Annotated in this window: 14 protein-coding genes; 6 read left to right on the top strand and 8 right to left on the bottom strand. The window is 60.8% G+C overall.

Annotated elements, in window-relative coordinates:
* Positions 1-219: 219 nt before the first annotated feature.
* Positions 220-1,197, top strand: coding sequence for a hypothetical protein (locus tag VG543_RS20625; RefSeq protein WP_423179188.1), 978 nt, complete (start codon positions 220-222; stop codon positions 1,195-1,197).
* Between the two features lie 145 nt (positions 1,198-1,342).
* Here VG543_RS20625 and VG543_RS20620 read toward each other — a convergent pair whose 3' ends face one another.
* From VG543_RS20620 to VG543_RS20600, 5 genes are all read right to left on the bottom strand, one after another.
* Positions 1,343-2,125, bottom strand: coding sequence for a 3-hydroxybutyrate dehydrogenase (locus VG543_RS20620; RefSeq protein ID WP_423179187.1), 783 nt, complete (start codon positions 2,123-2,125; stop codon positions 1,343-1,345).
* 1,364 nt (positions 2,126-3,489) lie between these two features.
* Positions 3,490-3,969, bottom strand: coding sequence for a hypothetical protein (locus tag VG543_RS20615; RefSeq protein ID WP_423179186.1), 480 nt, complete (start codon positions 3,967-3,969; stop codon positions 3,490-3,492).
* Between the two features lie 78 nt (positions 3,970-4,047).
* Positions 4,048-4,779: a hypothetical protein gene (locus tag VG543_RS20610; protein WP_414607373.1), complete on the bottom strand. Its 732-nt coding sequence runs from the start codon at positions 4,777-4,779 to the stop codon at positions 4,048-4,050.
* Positions 4,780-4,885: 106 nt separating this feature from the next.
* On the bottom strand, positions 4,886-5,680 hold the full coding sequence (locus VG543_RS20605) for an SDR family NAD(P)-dependent oxidoreductase (RefSeq protein WP_423179185.1): 795 nt from the start codon (positions 5,678-5,680) through the stop codon (positions 4,886-4,888).
* Between the two features lie 81 nt (positions 5,681-5,761).
* A complete protein-coding gene (locus VG543_RS20600; protein WP_423179184.1) occupies positions 5,762-6,601 on the bottom strand; it encodes a type 1 glutamine amidotransferase domain-containing protein in 840 nt (279 codons plus the stop codon).
* A gap of 97 nt (positions 6,602-6,698) precedes the next feature.
* Here VG543_RS20600 and VG543_RS20595 point away from each other — a divergent pair, with 97 nt between their 5' ends.
* The 5 genes from VG543_RS20595 to VG543_RS20575 all read left to right on the top strand — a co-directional run bounded on the left by VG543_RS20595 (position 6,699) and on the right by VG543_RS20575 (position 12,238).
* Complete coding sequence (locus VG543_RS20595) at positions 6,699-7,616, top strand: LysR family transcriptional regulator (protein WP_423179183.1); 918 nt, start codon at positions 6,699-6,701, stop codon at positions 7,614-7,616.
* A gap of 547 nt (positions 7,617-8,163) precedes the next feature.
* Complete coding sequence (locus VG543_RS20590; RefSeq protein ID WP_164229511.1) at positions 8,164-8,520, top strand: hypothetical protein; 357 nt, start codon at positions 8,164-8,166, stop codon at positions 8,518-8,520.
* Positions 8,521-9,047: 527 nt separating this feature from the next.
* Positions 9,048-10,220, top strand: a complete 1,173-nt coding sequence (locus VG543_RS20585; protein WP_423179182.1) for an AAA family ATPase — start codon at positions 9,048-9,050, stop codon at positions 10,218-10,220.
* A complete protein-coding gene (locus VG543_RS20580) occupies positions 10,220-10,966 on the top strand; it encodes an HNH endonuclease (RefSeq protein WP_423179181.1) in 747 nt (248 codons plus the stop codon). The genes VG543_RS20585 and VG543_RS20580 overlap by 1 nt, the downstream gene beginning before the upstream one ends.
* A 543-nt stretch (positions 10,967-11,509) precedes the next feature.
* Positions 11,510-12,238, top strand: a complete 729-nt coding sequence (locus tag VG543_RS20575; protein WP_423179180.1) for a hypothetical protein — start codon at positions 11,510-11,512, stop codon at positions 12,236-12,238.
* Positions 12,239-12,635: 397 nt separating this feature from the next.
* Here the strand turns inward: VG543_RS20575 and guaA are convergent, their stop codons facing one another.
* The 3 genes from guaA to folD form a co-directional block, all read right to left on the bottom strand.
* Complete coding sequence (gene guaA / locus VG543_RS20570) at positions 12,636-14,201, bottom strand: glutamine-hydrolyzing GMP synthase (RefSeq protein ID WP_423179179.1); 1,566 nt, start codon at positions 14,199-14,201, stop codon at positions 12,636-12,638.
* A 103-nt stretch (positions 14,202-14,304) separates the two neighbouring features.
* A complete protein-coding gene (guaB, locus tag VG543_RS20565; protein ID WP_032958143.1) occupies positions 14,305-15,762 on the bottom strand; it encodes an IMP dehydrogenase in 1,458 nt (485 codons plus the stop codon).
* Between the two features lie 426 nt (positions 15,763-16,188).
* Complete coding sequence (folD, locus tag VG543_RS20560) at positions 16,189-17,067, bottom strand: bifunctional methylenetetrahydrofolate dehydrogenase/methenyltetrahydrofolate cyclohydrolase FolD (RefSeq protein ID WP_005416247.1); 879 nt, start codon at positions 17,065-17,067, stop codon at positions 16,189-16,191.
* Between the last annotated feature and the right edge of the window lie 305 nt (positions 17,068-17,372).

The raw sequence follows: 17,372 nt of genomic DNA, 5'->3' as shown, positions 1-17,372 counted from the left end.
TAAGGGTAGCGGACCTACCTGAACGAGGACCGCGACGATCGTTAATCGCTCTTGCGTGAAGCACCCACTTTGACGCAACAGGGCTGCACCATTTCGTTGCGGTCCCAACATCCGCGATCGCGTCGAGCCCCGTACCTGCACCTGCACCTACTCAACGAGAAAGAAGCAATGACGCAAGATGCACAGTTGATAGAACCACTTGTTCAGGAAACGTGGGTCATGGACGGCAATGCATTGGATGCAAGGCCGCAGGACGCCAATGCTCTCTACATTGCGCCGTTGGTGCACCAGCTCGGCGCCGCACCTCAGGATTTGAGGATTATCCATTCTGTACTTCTCGACAACAATGTCCTGACCGACATGCTGGAGAATCGACGTCCGTCCGATCTCCAGTACCTCAGCAATCTTTTCCGCTCCACGCCGCTTGAACTCAATCCGGTCATGGCATTGATCGAGAAACATCAGAACTTTGCTGGTGCCAGCCAATCCGTCTACGACCTGGCTGAGCTGCTTGGCAGAACGTTCGGCTCTTGGACCTCAAAGGCCAACGCTGCGGATTTCGAGAGAATTCTACTGCAGGGAAAGCCAGAAATGGCGAGAAACATCGACCTTCTCTCCGGCTACATCCCTGCGACAATCCATCTCTTCCATCAAGGCGGAAGCGCAGAACTCAAGCTGCAACAACTGGCAGGTCTCATTCAAGCCAATGACCTTCCTTATCTTCAGATCCCTTTCTATCTTGCCGCACTACTTTTTCTGGTCAAAGAGCAGCCACAGCTCTTTCCTCAGAAGGTCGTCAGCAAAGTCACCAAGGACACCAAACTGTGGGCCAGTGTGGATCTGCAGAAGAAGGCCGCACTGAATCTAGCACTCGATACCATGCTGCCTGCGGTTGCCCTCTTCCCCGCAGGCCTGCGCAACAGCCTTGTCGTACCCTACATCGCTACACGCGACTATCTTCTCCAGGAACTACTGACTCAGATCCGGTGCGGAGTCATATTGACGATGAGCGATGGGCGGGCCAACGGCGCATGGCAACTCAATCCCAATGGCCACCTTCACGCCTACCTCGGCAACGCTATTTCAGCGTACATGCCTCGCCGCGCGGCGCCTGGTTCTGAGGAAGAGATGTCAGTACGGCGGGCACGCCTGCGCGCCTTCTCAGATAGCTATCTCGACAAGTGCGCCAAGCTCTAACAGCTTTGTCGCACTGAACTATTTCCCGCACAAGGGCCCGCCACCGGTGCCCCTGGACAAACGCGGGAGATGTACTGTCGATTCCCCTGAACCTAGTTCGGTGGGAGGCAATACTTCAACGGGAACGGCGCAGGCAACCGGCACATTAGCGCGCCGTCCAGCCCCCATCCACCGGCAGCGCCGTGCCGGTAATCTGCGCTGCCGCGTCCGAGGCCAGGAACACCACCATCTCGCCCAGCTGATCGGGCGTCACGAACTGCAACGACGGCTGCTTTTCAGCCAGCAGCGCGCGGGCGGCGGACTCCTGATCCGTTCCTTCGCGCTCGGCCAACGCGGTGATCTGCTGCTCGACCAGCGCCGTTCGCACCCAGCCCGGGCAGATGGCATTGGCGGTGATGCCGGTGCCCGCATTCTCCAGCGCGGTCACCTTGGTGAACCCCACCACGCCATGCTTGGCCGCCACATAGGCCGACTTGTTCACCGAGCCAACCAGCCCGTGCACCGACGCGATGTTGATGATGCGGCCGGCGCCCTGCTGCTTCATGTGCGGCAACGCCGCCGCCGTGGCATGGAACACCGCCGACAGGTTCAGCGCCAGGATCGCGTCCCATTTCTCGACCGGGAATTCCTCGATCGACGCGGTGTGCTGGATGCCCGCGTTGTTCACCAGGATGTCGATGCGTCCCATCGTCGCAACGGCGCGATCGATCATGCCGCGCACTGCCTCGCCACGGGAAAGATCGGCCCCATCGTGCACCACCCGTACGCCGAACTCGGTTTCCAGTTCCGTACGGATGCGTTCGATCTCCGCCGCATCGCCAAAGCCGTTCAGCACGATATCGGCACCTTGCCGCGCCAACGCGGTGGCGATGCCAAGACCGATACCACTGGTGGAGCCGGTAACCACCGCAACCTTTCCACTGAACATGGGTGAGCTTCCATTGGGCGTAGGTGGCCAGTGTAGCTTCACCAGCGCGCCCCTTTAAGCGACGCTACCTTGGTCAATCAACGGTTAGAACGCGTTAGGTACCCGCCGAGGGAAGTGTCCAGCGTTCATTCAAAACGGGCGGTACGCCTCAGAGGGGGCGCAGCCGTGGCCTGCTGGCGATGCTGTCCGACTCCCACAAGGGCAATGCATCCATGCTTTGCCCGGCGGATCGAAATCGAACAGGTCCGAAAATAGCTTCTGCGGCCGTTCTACTCCCCCCACCTCCAACCGGGCGGAGCGCCTTTCATCCAGCAGATAAAGACAAGGACCAACACTACGGCCCACGTGTAGAGCTGAAACGCGATGGGCTCGCGAAATGGAGAGAACAGAAACGGACCCGCCAGCAGCAGGCCGAATGCGACTGCGTACACAAGCCAGCCCTGCCACGCGCACGGCATCCCCCAACCCCATCCGTACTTTTTCCTGGTAAACCAGTACTTCCTGCTGATCATTGCAATCTTCCTCGATGGCCGCCGGTCTCACGTACCTGATCCAAGCATGCTTTGAGCTGTTCGTGAAGATGTCGGTCCAGAATCAAGTCAGTATCCCCTCTGGTTGTGACGAGAACAGAGCTACGGTCCGTGCGCAGCAGGAAGACGTTGCGACCGTTCTGCATGCGGAACTTGCCAAGTTCAACGCCCCCTGTGCTGGTCCCAAGTTGCCGGTGAGGCAGCGTGATCCTTGAAGCATCGGAAGCGTCCTGCCACGAGACACTGGAAAGCGGGAGCTGCAGTCGGACAAACGCTGCTGACCCAATCAGCTGGCCATCTGTAACGGCGATGTACGCTGTCCGCACTTGATATACGAGGCCAAAGGCAACTACGACAACAACGGCCAGCGCCGAGCCGAGCGCAATATTCCTGGCTGGCACCCCGCCGGAGCGGGATGCAAACCATATTGCGATCAGAACCACGGCTGCTGCCACGCATATGCCGAGAGGAAGCGCGTAGGCGTGAATCAGGGATACATCCAGCGTCGATCAGCACATAATCAGGAACTACTCCGCAGAGATTGACCGCATGCCATAAACGTAAATCGTCTCGACAACTGTCTCAAATGCGTCTTCGTCACAGGTGACAAGGCCCACGCTTCGCATCGCGCGCAGAAACGAGCGGACGTCGTTCCATGTTACGGGCTTTGCGTGTTCATCGCAGATCATACTTGCACTGCCACGCATGAGAATGCTTCGGCATCAGATACCGCGCAACAAACGCCCATCTCTCATCGATCACATCGGTCGAACATGGGCTGCGCGCTGTGATGCCATTGCAGTGACACTGTTCTTACCGAACTTCAAACACGCTCTAGAAGAGAACGCTCGCTCGATCAACGGTCGCCAGCGGGTTGGCCTTCCGCACCGCCTCCAGGAAGAGAAGGAAGTCGCGGTTGAACAGCGACAGGTTGTTGGTGAACGTCACGCACTTTCTACCCGATGCTCTGCTGAAGCACACCTGCCAGACATAGCGCGAATAGATGACGTCGGACGTTCGTGTGACTGAGGTGATCTGCGAGAGCGGAACTGCCGTGGGCACCGGCCCGCGCCGCAGGTAAAAGGACTCCGCATCAAAGAAGTAGTGCTCGCGATCCTCTTTGCCATCCACCATCACCAAGGTCATGGATGTGCCGGAAATCCGGCGCGGGGCATGCAAACGCAGCCCAGACTTCACGGACGAGCGAGCAGTTGCTGACATTCGCCGAAGGCTGAGCCAGAGGATCACCAACGGAAGGGCCGCGAGGATAATGAAACCTACGGTCTTCAAAACAGTTTCCAGCGTGCTGGGCACACAGATCTCCAGGATGAACGTTCAGGCGATGCCCAAGTAGATCCACGCCATGCGTGGATGCTCTCCCTCAGCGCCCCATCACTTCCAATGATCCGGCCCCAAAAACGGTAGGCTCAATACAAACACCGGAACCGCCACAGGGATCAACGCCGCGCCCAGCACTTTGCCAGCCGCCGACCCCACACCCGGCTTGTCCTCCCTCTCCGGCAGGATCCGCTGCGCCCGCGCATTGATCGGCTGTGCCAGCTTCCCCTTCTCCGCCAGTGCCGCAGCCTCCGGCAACTGCACCTGCTCGCCGTCGCCCTCGAACAGCGCGCTGTAATAGCTGCCGCCCTTCCGTGAAAGATTGCAGGCGCGATCAAACGCCAGCGCGTAGCGGGTCCGGTCCATCGGCAGGTAGTAGCGCGCCCGCTCCTCCACGGCCTTGGCCTCGCGCGGGGGGACCTCAATCCGCTCCAGCTTGAACTGCGCGGCCTGCTCCGGCGTCACCTGCTCCGGCCGCAGCAGCAGCGCATAGCTGCCGTGCACCTTGGCCTTGTTGGCCGGGTCGCGCCAGTCTTCATGGAAGTACATCTGCGCGCAGGCCACCGCCTCGCGCAGCGGGCTGTCCATCAGCGCCCGATATTCGCGGAACGGCGCGGCATTGAAGCGCATCGGCGCGTCATAGCGCGGCAGCAGGTACAGCTGTCCGTCTTCGGCCACAAAGGCGCTGGTGACCTCACGGTTCCAGACGTGTTCCTCCGGCCCGCTGGCGCAACCACCCAGCAGGCCAAGGCACAGGGCGGAGAGAATGAAGAAGGACGTTCGCATGTCGTGTTGAAGGCTTCCCTGGGAAAACGGCCCCGCCCGAAGAGCGGCGCCGGTCCGCCATGGTGCCACGCGCCACATCACGCGCCAAACCGGCCCAACCGCCGCATCACAGAATGGACCGGTAGGTGCCGCCCTCTACGCGCACCGCCGCGCCATTGGAGGCCGCGCCCAGCGGGCTGGCCAGCAGCGCCACCATCGCCGCGATCTCGTCGGCCTCGATCATCCGCGCGATCAGCGAACTGGGCCGGTAGGTCTGGAAGAAGTGCGCTTCAATCTCTGCATCGGTCATGCCCGGTCGCGGCGCGGTCTGGCGCAGGTATTCCACAATGCCGTCCGAGCGTGTGGCCGATGGCAGCACGCTGTTGACCGTCACCCCGGTGCCCCGAGTCAGCTCAGCCAGGCCACGCGACACCGCCAGCTGCGCCGACTTGCTCACCCCGTAATGCACCATGTCCGGCGGCGTGAACGCACCTACCTCGCTGGACATGAAGATCACCCTGCCCCAGCTGCGCTCCAGCATGCGCGGGAAGTAGTGCCGCGACAGGCGCACGCCGGACAGTACGTTGACCTCCAGCATGCGCATCCAGTCATCGTCGCTGATGTCGGCAAAAGCCTTCGCTTCGTAGTAGCCCAGGTTGTTGATCAGGATATCGGTATCGGGCTGTGCCGCGATCACGGCGGCCGCGCCCTCGGCGCTGGCCAGATCAGCCACCACCGTAGTCAGTTGCGCGCCCCGCGCCACAGCGCTGATCTCGGCCATGGCTGCCTGCAGCTTTCCCGGGTCACGCCCGGTGAGGGTCACGCTTACGCCTTCGCGTGCCAACGTGCGCGCGATAGCCAGGCCAATACCAGCGGTCGCGCCGGTGACGAGTGCGGTCTTGCCCGCCAGTTGAAGATCCACGAGGTTAGTCCTTTGAGTAGGAATTGGGCGTCCCGCGCGCCGAGCGCAGGACTCACCGAAAAAACAGATGTGCTGTCGGGCTTACTTCAACCGCTCCACCAACCGCTGCCCCACCTCCAGCGCCGACGCCGGGTTCTGCCCGGTAATCAGCTCGCGGTCCACCACCACATGCCCGGTCCACGGCGTGGTATTGCTGCTGAACTTCGCACCCGCCCGCTGCAACGCGGTCTGCGGGTAGAACTTCATCTCACCGCCGCCCAGCAGCGGCTTGGCCTGCTCTTCTTCCTGGTTGCTGATCACCGTCATCTGGTAGCCGCTGTAGATCCACTTCGGCGTGCCCGGCATCGCGCCCGCCTCCAGCTTTGCCACGAAACCACCCGCATCCGGCAGCGTGGAAAGCAGCGCGATCGGCCCGTGGCAAACCAGCGCGGTGGTCTTGTTGCGCTGGTGGAAGTCGGCCAGCAGCCGGCCCAGCGCCGGGCTCTTCAGCAGATCCTGCATCGGTGCGTGGCCGCCGGGGATGTAGACCGCATCGAACCGCGCGTAGCCCTGCTGCTCGATGCGCGCCAGGCTGACCACTGGCGAGGCCGTCGGCGAGGTCAGTGCCAGCTTCTCCAGCAGCTCCTTGTGCAGCGTCAGCTGCGCAGCATCGTTGCCGAAGTACGCCGGCGTCACCGACGAGGCATCCACCGTTGGCGCCCGCCCGTGCGGCGTAGCGAAGGTCACCTCGTGGCCCGCGTCCAGCAGCAGCTTCACCGGCTGCATCAGCTCGTTGAGATAGAAGCCGGTGGACAGCACCTTGCCGTCCTTCAGGTCCAGGTGGTTTTCGTCGGACAGCACCACCAGCACGTTGGCGGCCTGCGCGCCGCTGGCGGCCAGGGTGAGGGCCAGCGCAGCGGCCAGCCGGGTCATCAGGTTCATGGGGGAGCTCCTATCGGGGAATGGCCGCCACTTTATTCATCGCCCCAGCGGCGATAAATTGGCCCCATCGCAAAACATCTGTTCCCCGGAGAGCCAAATGAGCCGTAAGTTCGACTACCTGGGCGATGTGGAGGTGTTCCTGGCGGTGGTCGAGCACGGCTCGTTCACGGCCGGCGCGGTGGCGCTGTCCACCACGCCCTCGGTACTGAGCCGCGCGGTCACCCGGCTGGAAGCGCGGCTGGGCCGGCAGCTGCTGCAGCGGACCACCCGCCGCGTGGGCCTGACCGATGCCGGGCGGCTCTATCTGGAACAGGTGCGCACCGCCTTCGGCCTGCTGGACGACGCCGAGCGCGACGTACTGGCCCAGGACGGTGCGCTGGCCGGCCGCGTGCGCCTGAGCGTGCCCACCACCTATGGCCACTACCGGCTGCCGCCCGTGCTGGCGCGCTTTGCGCAGCAGTACCCGCAGGTGCAGGTGGAACTGAACATCACCAACCGCAACGTGGACCTGGTGGCCGAAGGCTTCGACCTGGCCATCCGCCTGGGCCAGCTGCCGGACAGCGGGCTGGTGGCACGCAAGCTGGAAGACGCGCCGCTGCTGCTGGTCGCCGCGCCGGACTATCTGCAACGCCGCGGCACGCCGCAGACGCTGGACGACCTGCAGCAGCACCTGTGCCTGCCGTTCGTGATGCCGCGCACCGGGCGGCTGGCGCCGTGGATCTTCCGCGACGGCGGGCGCGATCTGGACTGGCTGCCGCGTTCGTCCATCGAGACCTCCGACGATGTGCTGGGCGTGGTGTCGCTGGCCGGACAGGGCATCGGCATCTGCCAGAGCTATGAGTTCATCGTGCAAGAGCGATTGCAGCGCGGGCAGTTGGTGGAAGTGCTGCCGCAGCTGCGAGGGCGGTCGCGGCCGTTCTCGGTGATCTATGCGCCGCATCGGCGGCAGTCGGCGGCGGCGCGGGCGATGATTGAGTTGCTGGTGGGGAATGCGGCTGAGGATGGCGCTGGTTGAAGCCGGGGGTTTGTTAACGGTGTCGGGTTTGAACCGATTTTCGAGGTGTGCAGTTGATCGCGCGCCGTTGCTTGGCGAGGCGGACTAAGAACTGTTGCAAAGAAGGCTGTCGCGCTATTCGCTTGTGGCATGGGCGATTGCGCCACGTTGATTCGCCATAAGCAGAACAGCTGCGCGAATGCGTCTGCTTGCGTCGCGTGCTGCACGAATGGCGCGTGCAACAATAGTTCTCCGCTCTCGGATTCCGCGATTCCTTCGGGAATTTCTATTGGCATTCGAAACGGCGGCGTAAACACCATGGCGCGCCACCGACAAAGGGTGGTCGGGTCTGCAAACCCGAAGAAAGCGATGTCTGTAGTTTGCGCTTGCCCGTCGGCACCGTCCTTAACCGGTGCCGGCGGGCAATCCGTCGGCCTGTATGGCGGGCGGTGCGTGGGGGCCCTCGGGCCCGCCGGTCTTATGACGTCGCTTCTTCCGGTTTGCAGCCACGCATCGTCCGCCACCCTTCGCGGTGGCGCTGTTAAGCACAGCCACGGAAGCCGACGCCATGAACGAATCCGATACCTTCTCCTCGTACACCGTTGTTGAGCCCATCAACGACGACACTCCCCTGCCCGACCTGAACTCCCTGCTCGGCATCCTCAAGCGCATGCGCGGCTGCGAGGGGGCGGATGGGCATCCTTGGCCAGAAACCGATGTGTCACCCGGCCGCCGCGTGAGCCTGGCGAGGAGTGAGCGCGCGATGGTGGGGGCGCTGACGGTGCTGGAGCTTCTGCACGCGGCAGACCGCTGCCGGGTGGCAGCGGACCCGGAGCGGCATCTGGATGAGGGGATCGTCGATGGGCTGTTTCTGGCTTGCCGGGGGCTGGTTGAGTGGGCTTGTCGGGAGGTCAGGCCGGAGTGACTTCCGTAGCATCTCCGCGTCAAGCTGGCGCCTTAGTGCGCCCTCGGCCACTTAAGAATGCCCGGCCAACCATCAGCAGCCAGGCTCACACGCTCGCACAGTTTGGGCAACTGGCTGCGTTTGATGTTGAGCGAGCGACAGGCCGCCTCCACTGTTTCAAGCTGTAGATTGCATGCAAAAAGCGTGTAGTCGCAACTGTCCAAGCCGCAGAATTGGAGCATGAGTGCGCGGGAAGCCATGCAGCGCACATCAGAATGCACTGCGAAAATCGCGTCGACTCGGCAACAATCGCCTTCGGCGAGATCTACCTACAAAGCTGCTTCTTGAACTGGTGAAAGGGTGAGCACAAGCCCAGCAGAATGTCTACCCCGCGCCAAGCCAATCAGCAACGGCGATTGCGCCGCTGCTCGCTAAGCCCCCTTTCTATCATCTATCACAAGAAGATGGGCCGGCCTGCCGACGAACTTGACCACGCAACTCAGCTTACGTAATTTGACCGCACAACCTACAAGCACTTCGATATCCAGATGGAAAACGCCACCAAGCTTCGAATTGACCGACTTCACCTTTCCAATATCGGTGGATTTCGTGAGATGGAGATAAAATTTGGGCCGAACTTAAACATTATTTGCGGACCGAATGGAGTTGGCAAGACCACCATATTGGACGCTATTGGAGCTATTTTTGTTGCAAACTACTCACTGAATTATCTTCGCCGACGAGCAGAGAGCGACAAAGGGCAGGTTAGTTACTCCGTAATCTCAAATGGGATAATCATCGAGGGGAGTGGAGAGCTTAGCAATTTCGAGCCTAATGAAGGAGCCTCGCCATTCGGGCGAGACGAGAATGCCGCAACCAATCTTATCTATGTCAAGAGCAATCGTGATTTTGGCTATACCCGCCTAGATGGGGTACTTCGGGATCCGGCCAGGCAATCTCATGATTATCAAATGGATGCCATGAACGGCATCGCCGTAACTAACGTAAAACAATGGTTCAGCAACCGCTATCTAATGCAGCCACATGGGGAGCACTGGCCGCACTATCGAATAACAAATCTCGAACTAGCCCGCACTTTTTTTTCCTTGCTGGACCCTGACGTATCCTTGAGCCACGTTGACAGTTCATCATTCGACGTACTCTTGAATACTCCATCAGGACTAATTCCTTACGAATACATGTCCGCCGGTTTTCGGACTTCCTACTCTCTAATTTTTGGAATTCTAAAGGAGATAGAATTTCGGAAGCTTGAAGTAGCGGCGAGTGATTTTACTGGCCTCATCCTAGTAGACGAACTTGACATGCATTTGCATCCAACTTGGCATGGCCGAATGTTAGTGGCCTTGCAGACGGCGTATCCTCGCGCACAAATCGTGGTGTCGACTCACAGCCCGCATATGATTCAGCATGCCCGACCGGACAATCTAATAATTTTGCCCCGACAGGGATCGCAACCAAGAACACTTGACGGAGTGGATTCTAAGTACGGCTTGATCGGCTGGACCATTGAGGAAATTCTTCGAGACGTAATGGGCATGGATGACCCAAGACCTCCGGCCTTCGCACATATCATGGAGCGCTACGAGAACGCCGTAACGAAGCAGGACAAGCAAGCAATAAATGCTGCGAGGAAGGAGCTATTCAAAGCACTGCACCCTTCTAGTGTGGTCCGACAAATCATTGAAATTGAATCAATCTAATGATCGCAATCACTAGAACTCGTGCGCCAGAAATTCTATCCGATGAGTATGTCGCTGCGGGTACAGCTCGCTTCATCGAGAGCGGACATCCCGTTTGGAATGTCGAGAAGATCAAAATCGCACTTCACGAAATGTCAAGAGGAAAGTGCGCTTACTGCGAGATTCGGTTGAATGAAGGCGCTACTTACTTGGAAGTCGAACACTTCTTCGCCAAGAAGCATCATCCTGAAAGAGTTTTGGACTGGAACAATCTTCTTCCGGCTTGCAAAAGGTGTAATTCCAGTAAGGGCGACTGGGACGTTTCACTGGCTGATCAGATGGCAATCGATCCGACGATAATGGACCCCAAAGTTCACATCCGTTACGACGAAGCCTATCGCCCCGTAGCGCTCTCTCCAGAAGGAGAGGTCGCTATTGTTGAGATCGGCTTGGACGACATTCGACTGCTCGGCGTTATGCGATACACGCTCGGCGAGACCTTTAAGAGGAAGCTAGAGGAAATAAGGGGGAGCTACTTGAGAATCCCTGCCTTAGCTCCAGTGAGAGAAAGACGCTCCCTGATTCGCAAGGTCAAAAAGGCACTTGAACTATGCCAAAGCGACCAACCTTTTAGCTCTATAGCGTCGACAGTTCTAGAGCGCAGCGCAGCTTACGCAGAGTTGAAAGCCGAGATGGTAGCCGCTTGTGACTGGGACGAGTACTTAGAAGCCCTGGAAACGGCAGCCAAGAGATCTTCACTTGCGTAACGTCGCTCGGCTTCCTAGAGCTAGTTTTTCGAGAAGACGTTTTGGTTAGTTTCAAGCTGAATGTCATTAGCTACAAGCTCCTCGGTTGCGCTCTACGCCTTGCGGGACTAAAGCGTTGACGTAAGCGTGTGCCTTCTCGATCCGGCGAAAATGCCCTCCGGCTTCAGTTCAGGTGATGAGGCTGACGTGCCGAAATGGCTCGCCCCCAAGGACAGCCAGCAGTAAAACGGGATGGCGGAACACGGAGCCCGAGCACTGGACTAGCACCAATTGCGTCGACACAATCCGGAACAAGAGGCGCCGTACCGGCAGTGCCCGAATTTACCCCAATAATCGGCAGATTCCTCATCCATGGCCGAAGATCGCAGCCCGACAGGTAATCCATACTACAAAACCAGGCTGTTAGGATGATCAGAGAACGGCTGCCATTTCATCGCACTGAAACTGGCTATCGAATCCTTATGTGCACGAGAGACGAAATCCAATCTTAAACACAGAAACACCTGCAGGACTGATCACCCCTTACAAGTCGGAATCCAAACCATGCCAAAGTATTACAGACTATTAAGAGAATGTTCGACCCTGCGCCAATGCACAGGAGCGAACATAACTATTCCAATTGGCTTCACTGATCTTGGCCTCGCCATTATTCAGTCGTGCACTCTAATCCAGAATCTGATCCAGAAGATAATCTACGTTACACATGGATCTGAGATCATGAAGGCAAGGCGAACATTAAAGGAATTCCCAAACCCAAAAGCGCGAATTGATTTCCTATACTCATACCCATACAGCGAGGAAGATCCAGTTGTATTATCATCCTTCAACTTCGCCAGGCTATTATTTCTAGACATCTATGAATTAAGAAACGTACTCTCGCACGAAGTATGGGCATCCAGCAATGAACATCCCGAGACCATACTCTTCTCCAGCCTGGACGAACAAGCAAGACTACTAACGGCCTCCGGTCGCATCTGGCACGTAGAAGATGCCACATCACAAGAAACTCTCGACGCCATACTCAGATTCATTCACAGCGTCAAACTAGTAAATATCGCCGACCTTATTTCAGCAAAGGGCGACGCCGATTTGTGCCTGTGGATCCTCATGCAAATCCAAAGTATTCTTGATGAAGAGGATCCCGATCGAAAAGAAGAGGCACGACAGCTATTCCTCCGATATAAAGGCACTGCACACCTATTCAAGGGCACGATAGCGAGCACCGGAAGCCTCGAATTCAACGCGATCAAAAGCAAGACAATAAATCGCTGAAGCATGTACCAATGACACTTTAAGCACTGAAAGCTTAGATCAATAATATAAGAAAAAGTCTCAGGCCTGCTCCGTGAGATACATTCAGGACCGAGACTCGACGGGGCAGCGAAATCATTCCCACCATCGCCGTCGCCGTGCCTAGAGTGCGGAGCTCGCCCGAGATCCCAACGAAATGGCATCCGACAGCGGCGTGTAGCTTAATCCAGCAAACCAGGGATTCTGGCCTAATCCCCAAGAGACTCAGCGCAGCAGATAGAAGGTTGCGCTCTCACCCAACGGTAAATCGGCCGAACCTCACACCTTGACCAGACAAGCCGGAATTGCCCTGAAACGCGAAGTTGGACAACTGTCCCCAATGAACAAGGGCGCCTCTCGGCGCCCTCGTTCTTCCAACTCATTCCCACTCAATAGTAGCCGGCGGCTTCCCCGAGATGTCATAAACCACCCTCGACACCCCCCGCAACTCATTGATGATCCGGTTACTCACCGTACCCAGGAACTCATACGGCAGATGCGCCCAATGCGCGGTCATGAAGTCGATCGTCTCCACGGCCCGCAGCGCAATCACCCACTCATACGCGCGCGCATCGCCCACCACGCCCACCGACTTCACCGGCAGGAACACGGCAAACGCCTGGCTGGTCTTGTCGTACAGATCAGCCTTGCGCAGCTCATCGATGAAGATGGCATCGGCCTTGGCCAGCAGCTCGGCGTATTCCGGCTTCACTTCACCCAGAATGCGAACGCCCAGGCCCGGGCCCGGGAACGGATGGCGGTAAACCATGGTGCGCGGCAGGCCCAGCTCGACGCCCAGGCGGCGCACTTCGTCCTTGAACAGCTCGCGCAGCGGCTCCACCAGGCCCAGCTTCATGTGCTCCGGCAGGCCGCCCACGTTGTGGTGGCTCTTGATCACATGCGCCTTGCCGGTCTTGCTGCCGGCCGACTCGATCACGTCCGGGTAGATGGTGCCCTGCGCCAGCCACTTGGCGTTGCTCAGCTTGTTTGACTCTTCGTCGAAGATCTCAACGAACAGGTTGCCGATGATCTTGCGCTTGGCTTCCGGGTCGCTCACGCCTTCCAGCGCGGCGAAGTAACGGTCGGCGGCATTCACGCGCACCACCTTTACGCCCATGTGCTCGGCGAACATCGCCATCACCTGGTCGCCTTCCTGCCAGCGCAGCAGGCCGGTATCCACGAACACGCAGGTCAGCTTCTCGCCGATGGCCTTGTGCAGCAGTGCGGCCACCACGGACGAGTCAACGCCGCCGGACAGGCCCAGGATCACTTCGTCATCGCCCACCTGTTCGCGCACGCGGGCGATCTGGTCGTCGATGATGTTGGCGGCGGTCCACAGGGTCTGGCAGCCGCACACGTCCACCACGAAGCGGCGCAGCAGCGCCTGGCCCTGCAGGGTGTGGGTCACTTCCGGGTGGAACTGCACGCCGTACCAGCGCTTTTCTTCGTTGGCCATGGCGGCCACCGGAATGCGGTCGGTGGTGGCAGTGATGGTGAAGCCCGGCGGTGCAACGGAGACGTGGTCGCCGTGGCTCATCCAGACATTCAGCTTCGGCTCGCCGCCGTGGTCGCTCAGGCCCTTGAACAGTGCATCGGGGTTGATCACGTTCACTTCGGCGTGGCCGAATTCGCGCTGGTCAGCGGCTTCGGTGGCACCGCCCAGCTGTGCGGCCAGGGTTTGCATGCCGTAGCAGATGCCGAAGATCGGCAGGCCGCTGTCGAACACTTCCTGCGGCGCGGCCGGGGCGCCCGGCAGCGTGGTCGACTCCGGGCCGCCGGACAGGATGATGCCCTTGGCGCCGAAGCCGGCGATCTCGGCCGGGTTGTGGTCCCACGCCCAGATTTCGCAGTAGACGCCCAGCTCGCGAATGCGGCGGGCAATCAGCTGCGTGTACTGCGCGCCGAAATCGAGGATGAGGATCTTGTCGTTATGGATGTTGGTCATGGCGCCCCGGCAATGCAGTAGGGAAAACGAAATCAGATTTACGGCGGCAGATGGAGAAAGAGGAACGGGAAGTGCTTCCCCGTTCCTCTTTGCTCGGCCCGCGTCAGGCGCGGTAGTTCGGCGGCTCTTTGGTGATCGTCACGTCGTGGACGTGGCTCTCACGCTGGCCGGCGCCGCTGATCTTCACGAACTTGGGCTTGCTGCGCATCTCGTCGATGGTGGCGCAGCCCACGTAGCCCATGGTGGCGCGCAGGCCGCCCATCAGCTGGTGGATGATGCCGCCCACCGGGCCGCGGTACGGCACGCGGCCTTCGATGCCTTCCGGCACCAGCTTGTCGGCGGTGGCGGCGTCCTGGAAGTAGCGGTCCTTCGACCCCTTCTCCATGGCAGCCAGCGAACCCATGCCGCGGTAGCTCTTGTACGAACGGCCCTGGTACAGCTCGGTCTCACCCGGCGATTCCTCGGTACCGGCCAGCAGGCCACCGACCATGATGGTCGAGGCACCGGCGGCCAGCGCCTTGCCGATGTCGCCCGAGTAGCGGATGCCACCGTCGGCGATCAGCGGGATGCGGTCCTGCAGCGCTTCGGCCACCAGGTCGATGGCGGTGACCTGCGGCACGCCGACGCCGGCGACGACGCGGGTGGTGCAGATCGAGCCCGGGCCGATGCCGACCTTCACTGCGTCCGCGCCGCTGTCCAGCAGCGCCAGTGCGGCTTCGCCGGTGCAGATGTTGCCACCGATGACCTGCACGTTCGGGAAGTTCTTCTTGACCCAGCTGACGCGGTCCAGCACGCCCTGCGAGTGGCCGTGCGCGGTATCGACCACGATCACGTCCACGCCGGCGGCGACCAGCGCTTCCACGCGGCGATCGGTATCGCCACCCACGCCGACGGCAGCGCCGACCAGCAGGCGGGTCGACAGATCCTTGGCAGCGTTCGGGAAGTCGGTGTTCTTCTGGATGTCCTTGACGGTGATCAGGCCACGCAGTTCGAACGAGTCATTGACCACCAGCACCTTTTCGATGCGGTTGCGGTGCAGCAGCTGCAGCACTTCGTCAGACGCGGCGCCTTCCTTGACCGTGATCAGGCGATCCTTCTTGGTCATGATGTGGCGGACCGGATCATCCAGCTCGGTCTCGAAGCGCATGTCGCGGTGGGTCACGATGCCGGCCAGCTGGCCGTCGCTGCCCACCACCGGCACGCCGGAGATGTTGTGCGCCTGGGTCAGGGCCAGCACGTCGCGGATGGTGGTTTCCGGGCCGACGGTGATCGGGTCGCGGATGACACCGGCCTCGAACTTCTTGACCTTGGCCACTTCCGCGGCCTGCTGTTCCAGGCTGAGATTCTTGTGGATGATGCCCATGCCGCCGAGCTGGGCCATGGCGATGGCCAGGCGGGCTTCGGTGACGGTGTCCATCGCGGCGGACAGGATCGGAAGCTTCAGCTTCAGGTCTCGGGTCAACCGCGTTTCGAGGTTGACGTCCTTGGGCAGGATGGTCGAGTGGGCGGGGACGAGCGAGACGTCGTCGTAAGTGAGTGCTTCAGCCTGGATGCGCAGCATCGGCATACCCGAGATGTGGGGAAGCGCGACATTTTACCCTGTTTTCGTGCCGCGTGGCAGGGGGTAGATGCGACGCAGTGTCGCGCCGGCGGCGATTGGTTCAGGGGGCGGTGAAACCTGCCTCGGTGGGTGCGGACCGTTGGTCCGCACTACCTTCATACACCTGTGCACCGGCATTGTGCCGACCAAGGGTCGGCACCCACCTTGACCTTGAGAGGATCACCTGGGCCAGCCCTGGGGCATCTTTGATAGGTGCGGACCGTTGGTCCGCACTGCCTTCATACACCTGTGCACCGGCATTGTGCCGACCAACGGTCGGCACCCACCTTAAGAGGATCACCCGAGCCAGCCCTGAAGCACCTTTGGTGGGTGCGGACCGTTGGTCCGCACTATCCCTCAGGCACCTGAGAACAGCCCCAATTGGGGTCAGCTCAGCGCTTCCGCCGCTTCCAGGGTGTTCTGCATCAGCGTGGCCACGGTCATCGGGCCCACACCACCCGGCACCGGGGTGATCCAGCTCGCCCGCTGGGCGGCGGCCTCAAACCCGACATCCCCCACCAACCGGCCGTCATCCAACCGGTTGATGCCCACGTCGATCACCACCGCGCCCGGCTTCACCCACTCGCCCGGCACGATGCCCGGGCGGCCCACCGCCACCACCAGGATGTCGGCGTTGCGCACGGCCTGTTCCAGCACGTCCTTGGGGGTGAACTTGTGGCAGCTGGTCACGGTGCAGCCGGCAATCAGCAGCTCCAGGCCCATCGGGCGGCCGACGTGGTTGCTCACGCCCACGATGGTGGCGTTGCGGCCGCGCACCGGCTGGTCGGTGTGGCCCAGCAGCGTGGTGATGCCGCGCGGGGTGCACGGGCGCAGGCCGAACTCGCGCAGGGCCAGGTGGCCGACGTTTTCCGGGTGGAAGCCGTCCACGTCCTTGCGCGGGTCGATGCGCTGGATCAGCCGGCGCGCATCGGGGATGCCCGGCAGGGGCAGCTGGATCAGGATGCCGTTGATCTTCGGATCGGCGTTGAGCTGGTCGATCAGGTCGAGCAGCTCGGCCTCGGTGGTCCCGGCCGGCAGATCGTAGTCATGCGCCTCGATGCCGACCTTCTCGGCGGCACGGCGCTTGTTGCGCACGTAGACGGTCGAGGCCGGGTCGCCACCGACCAGCACCACGGCCAGGCCCGGGCGGCTGCCACCGGCAGCCACGCGGGCGTCGACGCGCACCTTCAGGCTGTCGAGCAGGTCCTCGGCGATACGGCGGCCATCAAGGATGCGGGCAGGATGCGGGGCGGCGGAATCAGTCATCGGGGCAGGCGTGGGGCGGCGGGGACGCTATTGTCCCTGATTCAGGCCCCCTCGCCCACCGCAGGATGCGACCCCAAGCGGTACATGACGTCGGAGCGTTTCCGTTCCCCACACGGTAGTGCCGGCTTCGGCAATTCCCCACACGGCAGTGCCGGCCGCTGGCCGGCACCCCCATGACGCCGGAAGGTTTCCGCATCTGCCGGCCAGCGGCCGGCGCCACCAACCGCCGGCCTCGGCAATTCCCCGCACGGTAGTGCCGGCCGCTGGCCGGCAACCCCATGACGTCGGTACGTTCGCGCATTTGG

Origin of the sequence: Stenotrophomonas sp. CASM101 (genome assembly GCF_049384845.1) — a bacterium.
Classification (GTDB): Bacteria; Pseudomonadota; Gammaproteobacteria; order Xanthomonadales; family Xanthomonadaceae; genus Stenotrophomonas; species Stenotrophomonas hibiscicola.
Note: the sequence above shows the minus strand (reverse complement) of the source record. Positions and strands in the feature narration are given on the sequence as shown.

Excerpts from the sequence above, each read along its gene's own strand:
- VG543_RS20625 (WP_423179188.1), top strand. The coding sequence starts at position 220 with ATGGACGGCAATGCATTGGATGCAAGGCCGCAGGACGCCAATGCTCTC.
- VG543_RS20620 (WP_423179187.1), bottom strand. The coding sequence starts at position 2,125 with ATGTTCAGTGGAAAGGTTGCGGTGGTTACCGGCTCCACCAGTGGTATC.
- VG543_RS20610 (WP_414607373.1), bottom strand. The coding sequence starts at position 4,779 with ATGCGAACGTCCTTCTTCATTCTCTCCGCCCTGTGCCTTGGCCTGCTG.
- VG543_RS20600 (WP_423179184.1), bottom strand. The coding sequence starts at position 6,601 with ATGAACCTGATGACCCGGCTGGCCGCTGCGCTGGCCCTCACCCTGGCC.
- VG543_RS20595 (WP_423179183.1), top strand. The coding sequence starts at position 6,699 with ATGAGCCGTAAGTTCGACTACCTGGGCGATGTGGAGGTGTTCCTGGCG.
- VG543_RS20590 (WP_164229511.1), top strand. The coding sequence starts at position 8,164 with ATGAACGAATCCGATACCTTCTCCTCGTACACCGTTGTTGAGCCCATC.
- VG543_RS20585 (WP_423179182.1), top strand. The coding sequence starts at position 9,048 with ATGGAAAACGCCACCAAGCTTCGAATTGACCGACTTCACCTTTCCAAT.
- VG543_RS20580 (WP_423179181.1), top strand. The coding sequence starts at position 10,220 with ATGATCGCAATCACTAGAACTCGTGCGCCAGAAATTCTATCCGATGAG.
- VG543_RS20575 (WP_423179180.1), top strand. The coding sequence starts at position 11,510 with ATGCCAAAGTATTACAGACTATTAAGAGAATGTTCGACCCTGCGCCAA.
- guaA (WP_423179179.1), bottom strand. The coding sequence starts at position 14,201 with ATGACCAACATCCATAACGACAAGATCCTCATCCTCGATTTCGGCGCG.
- guaB (WP_032958143.1), bottom strand. The coding sequence starts at position 15,762 with ATGCTGCGCATCCAGGCTGAAGCACTCACTTACGACGACGTCTCGCTC.
- folD (WP_005416247.1), bottom strand. The coding sequence starts at position 17,067 with ATGACTGATTCCGCCGCCCCGCATCCTGCCCGCATCCTTGATGGCCGC.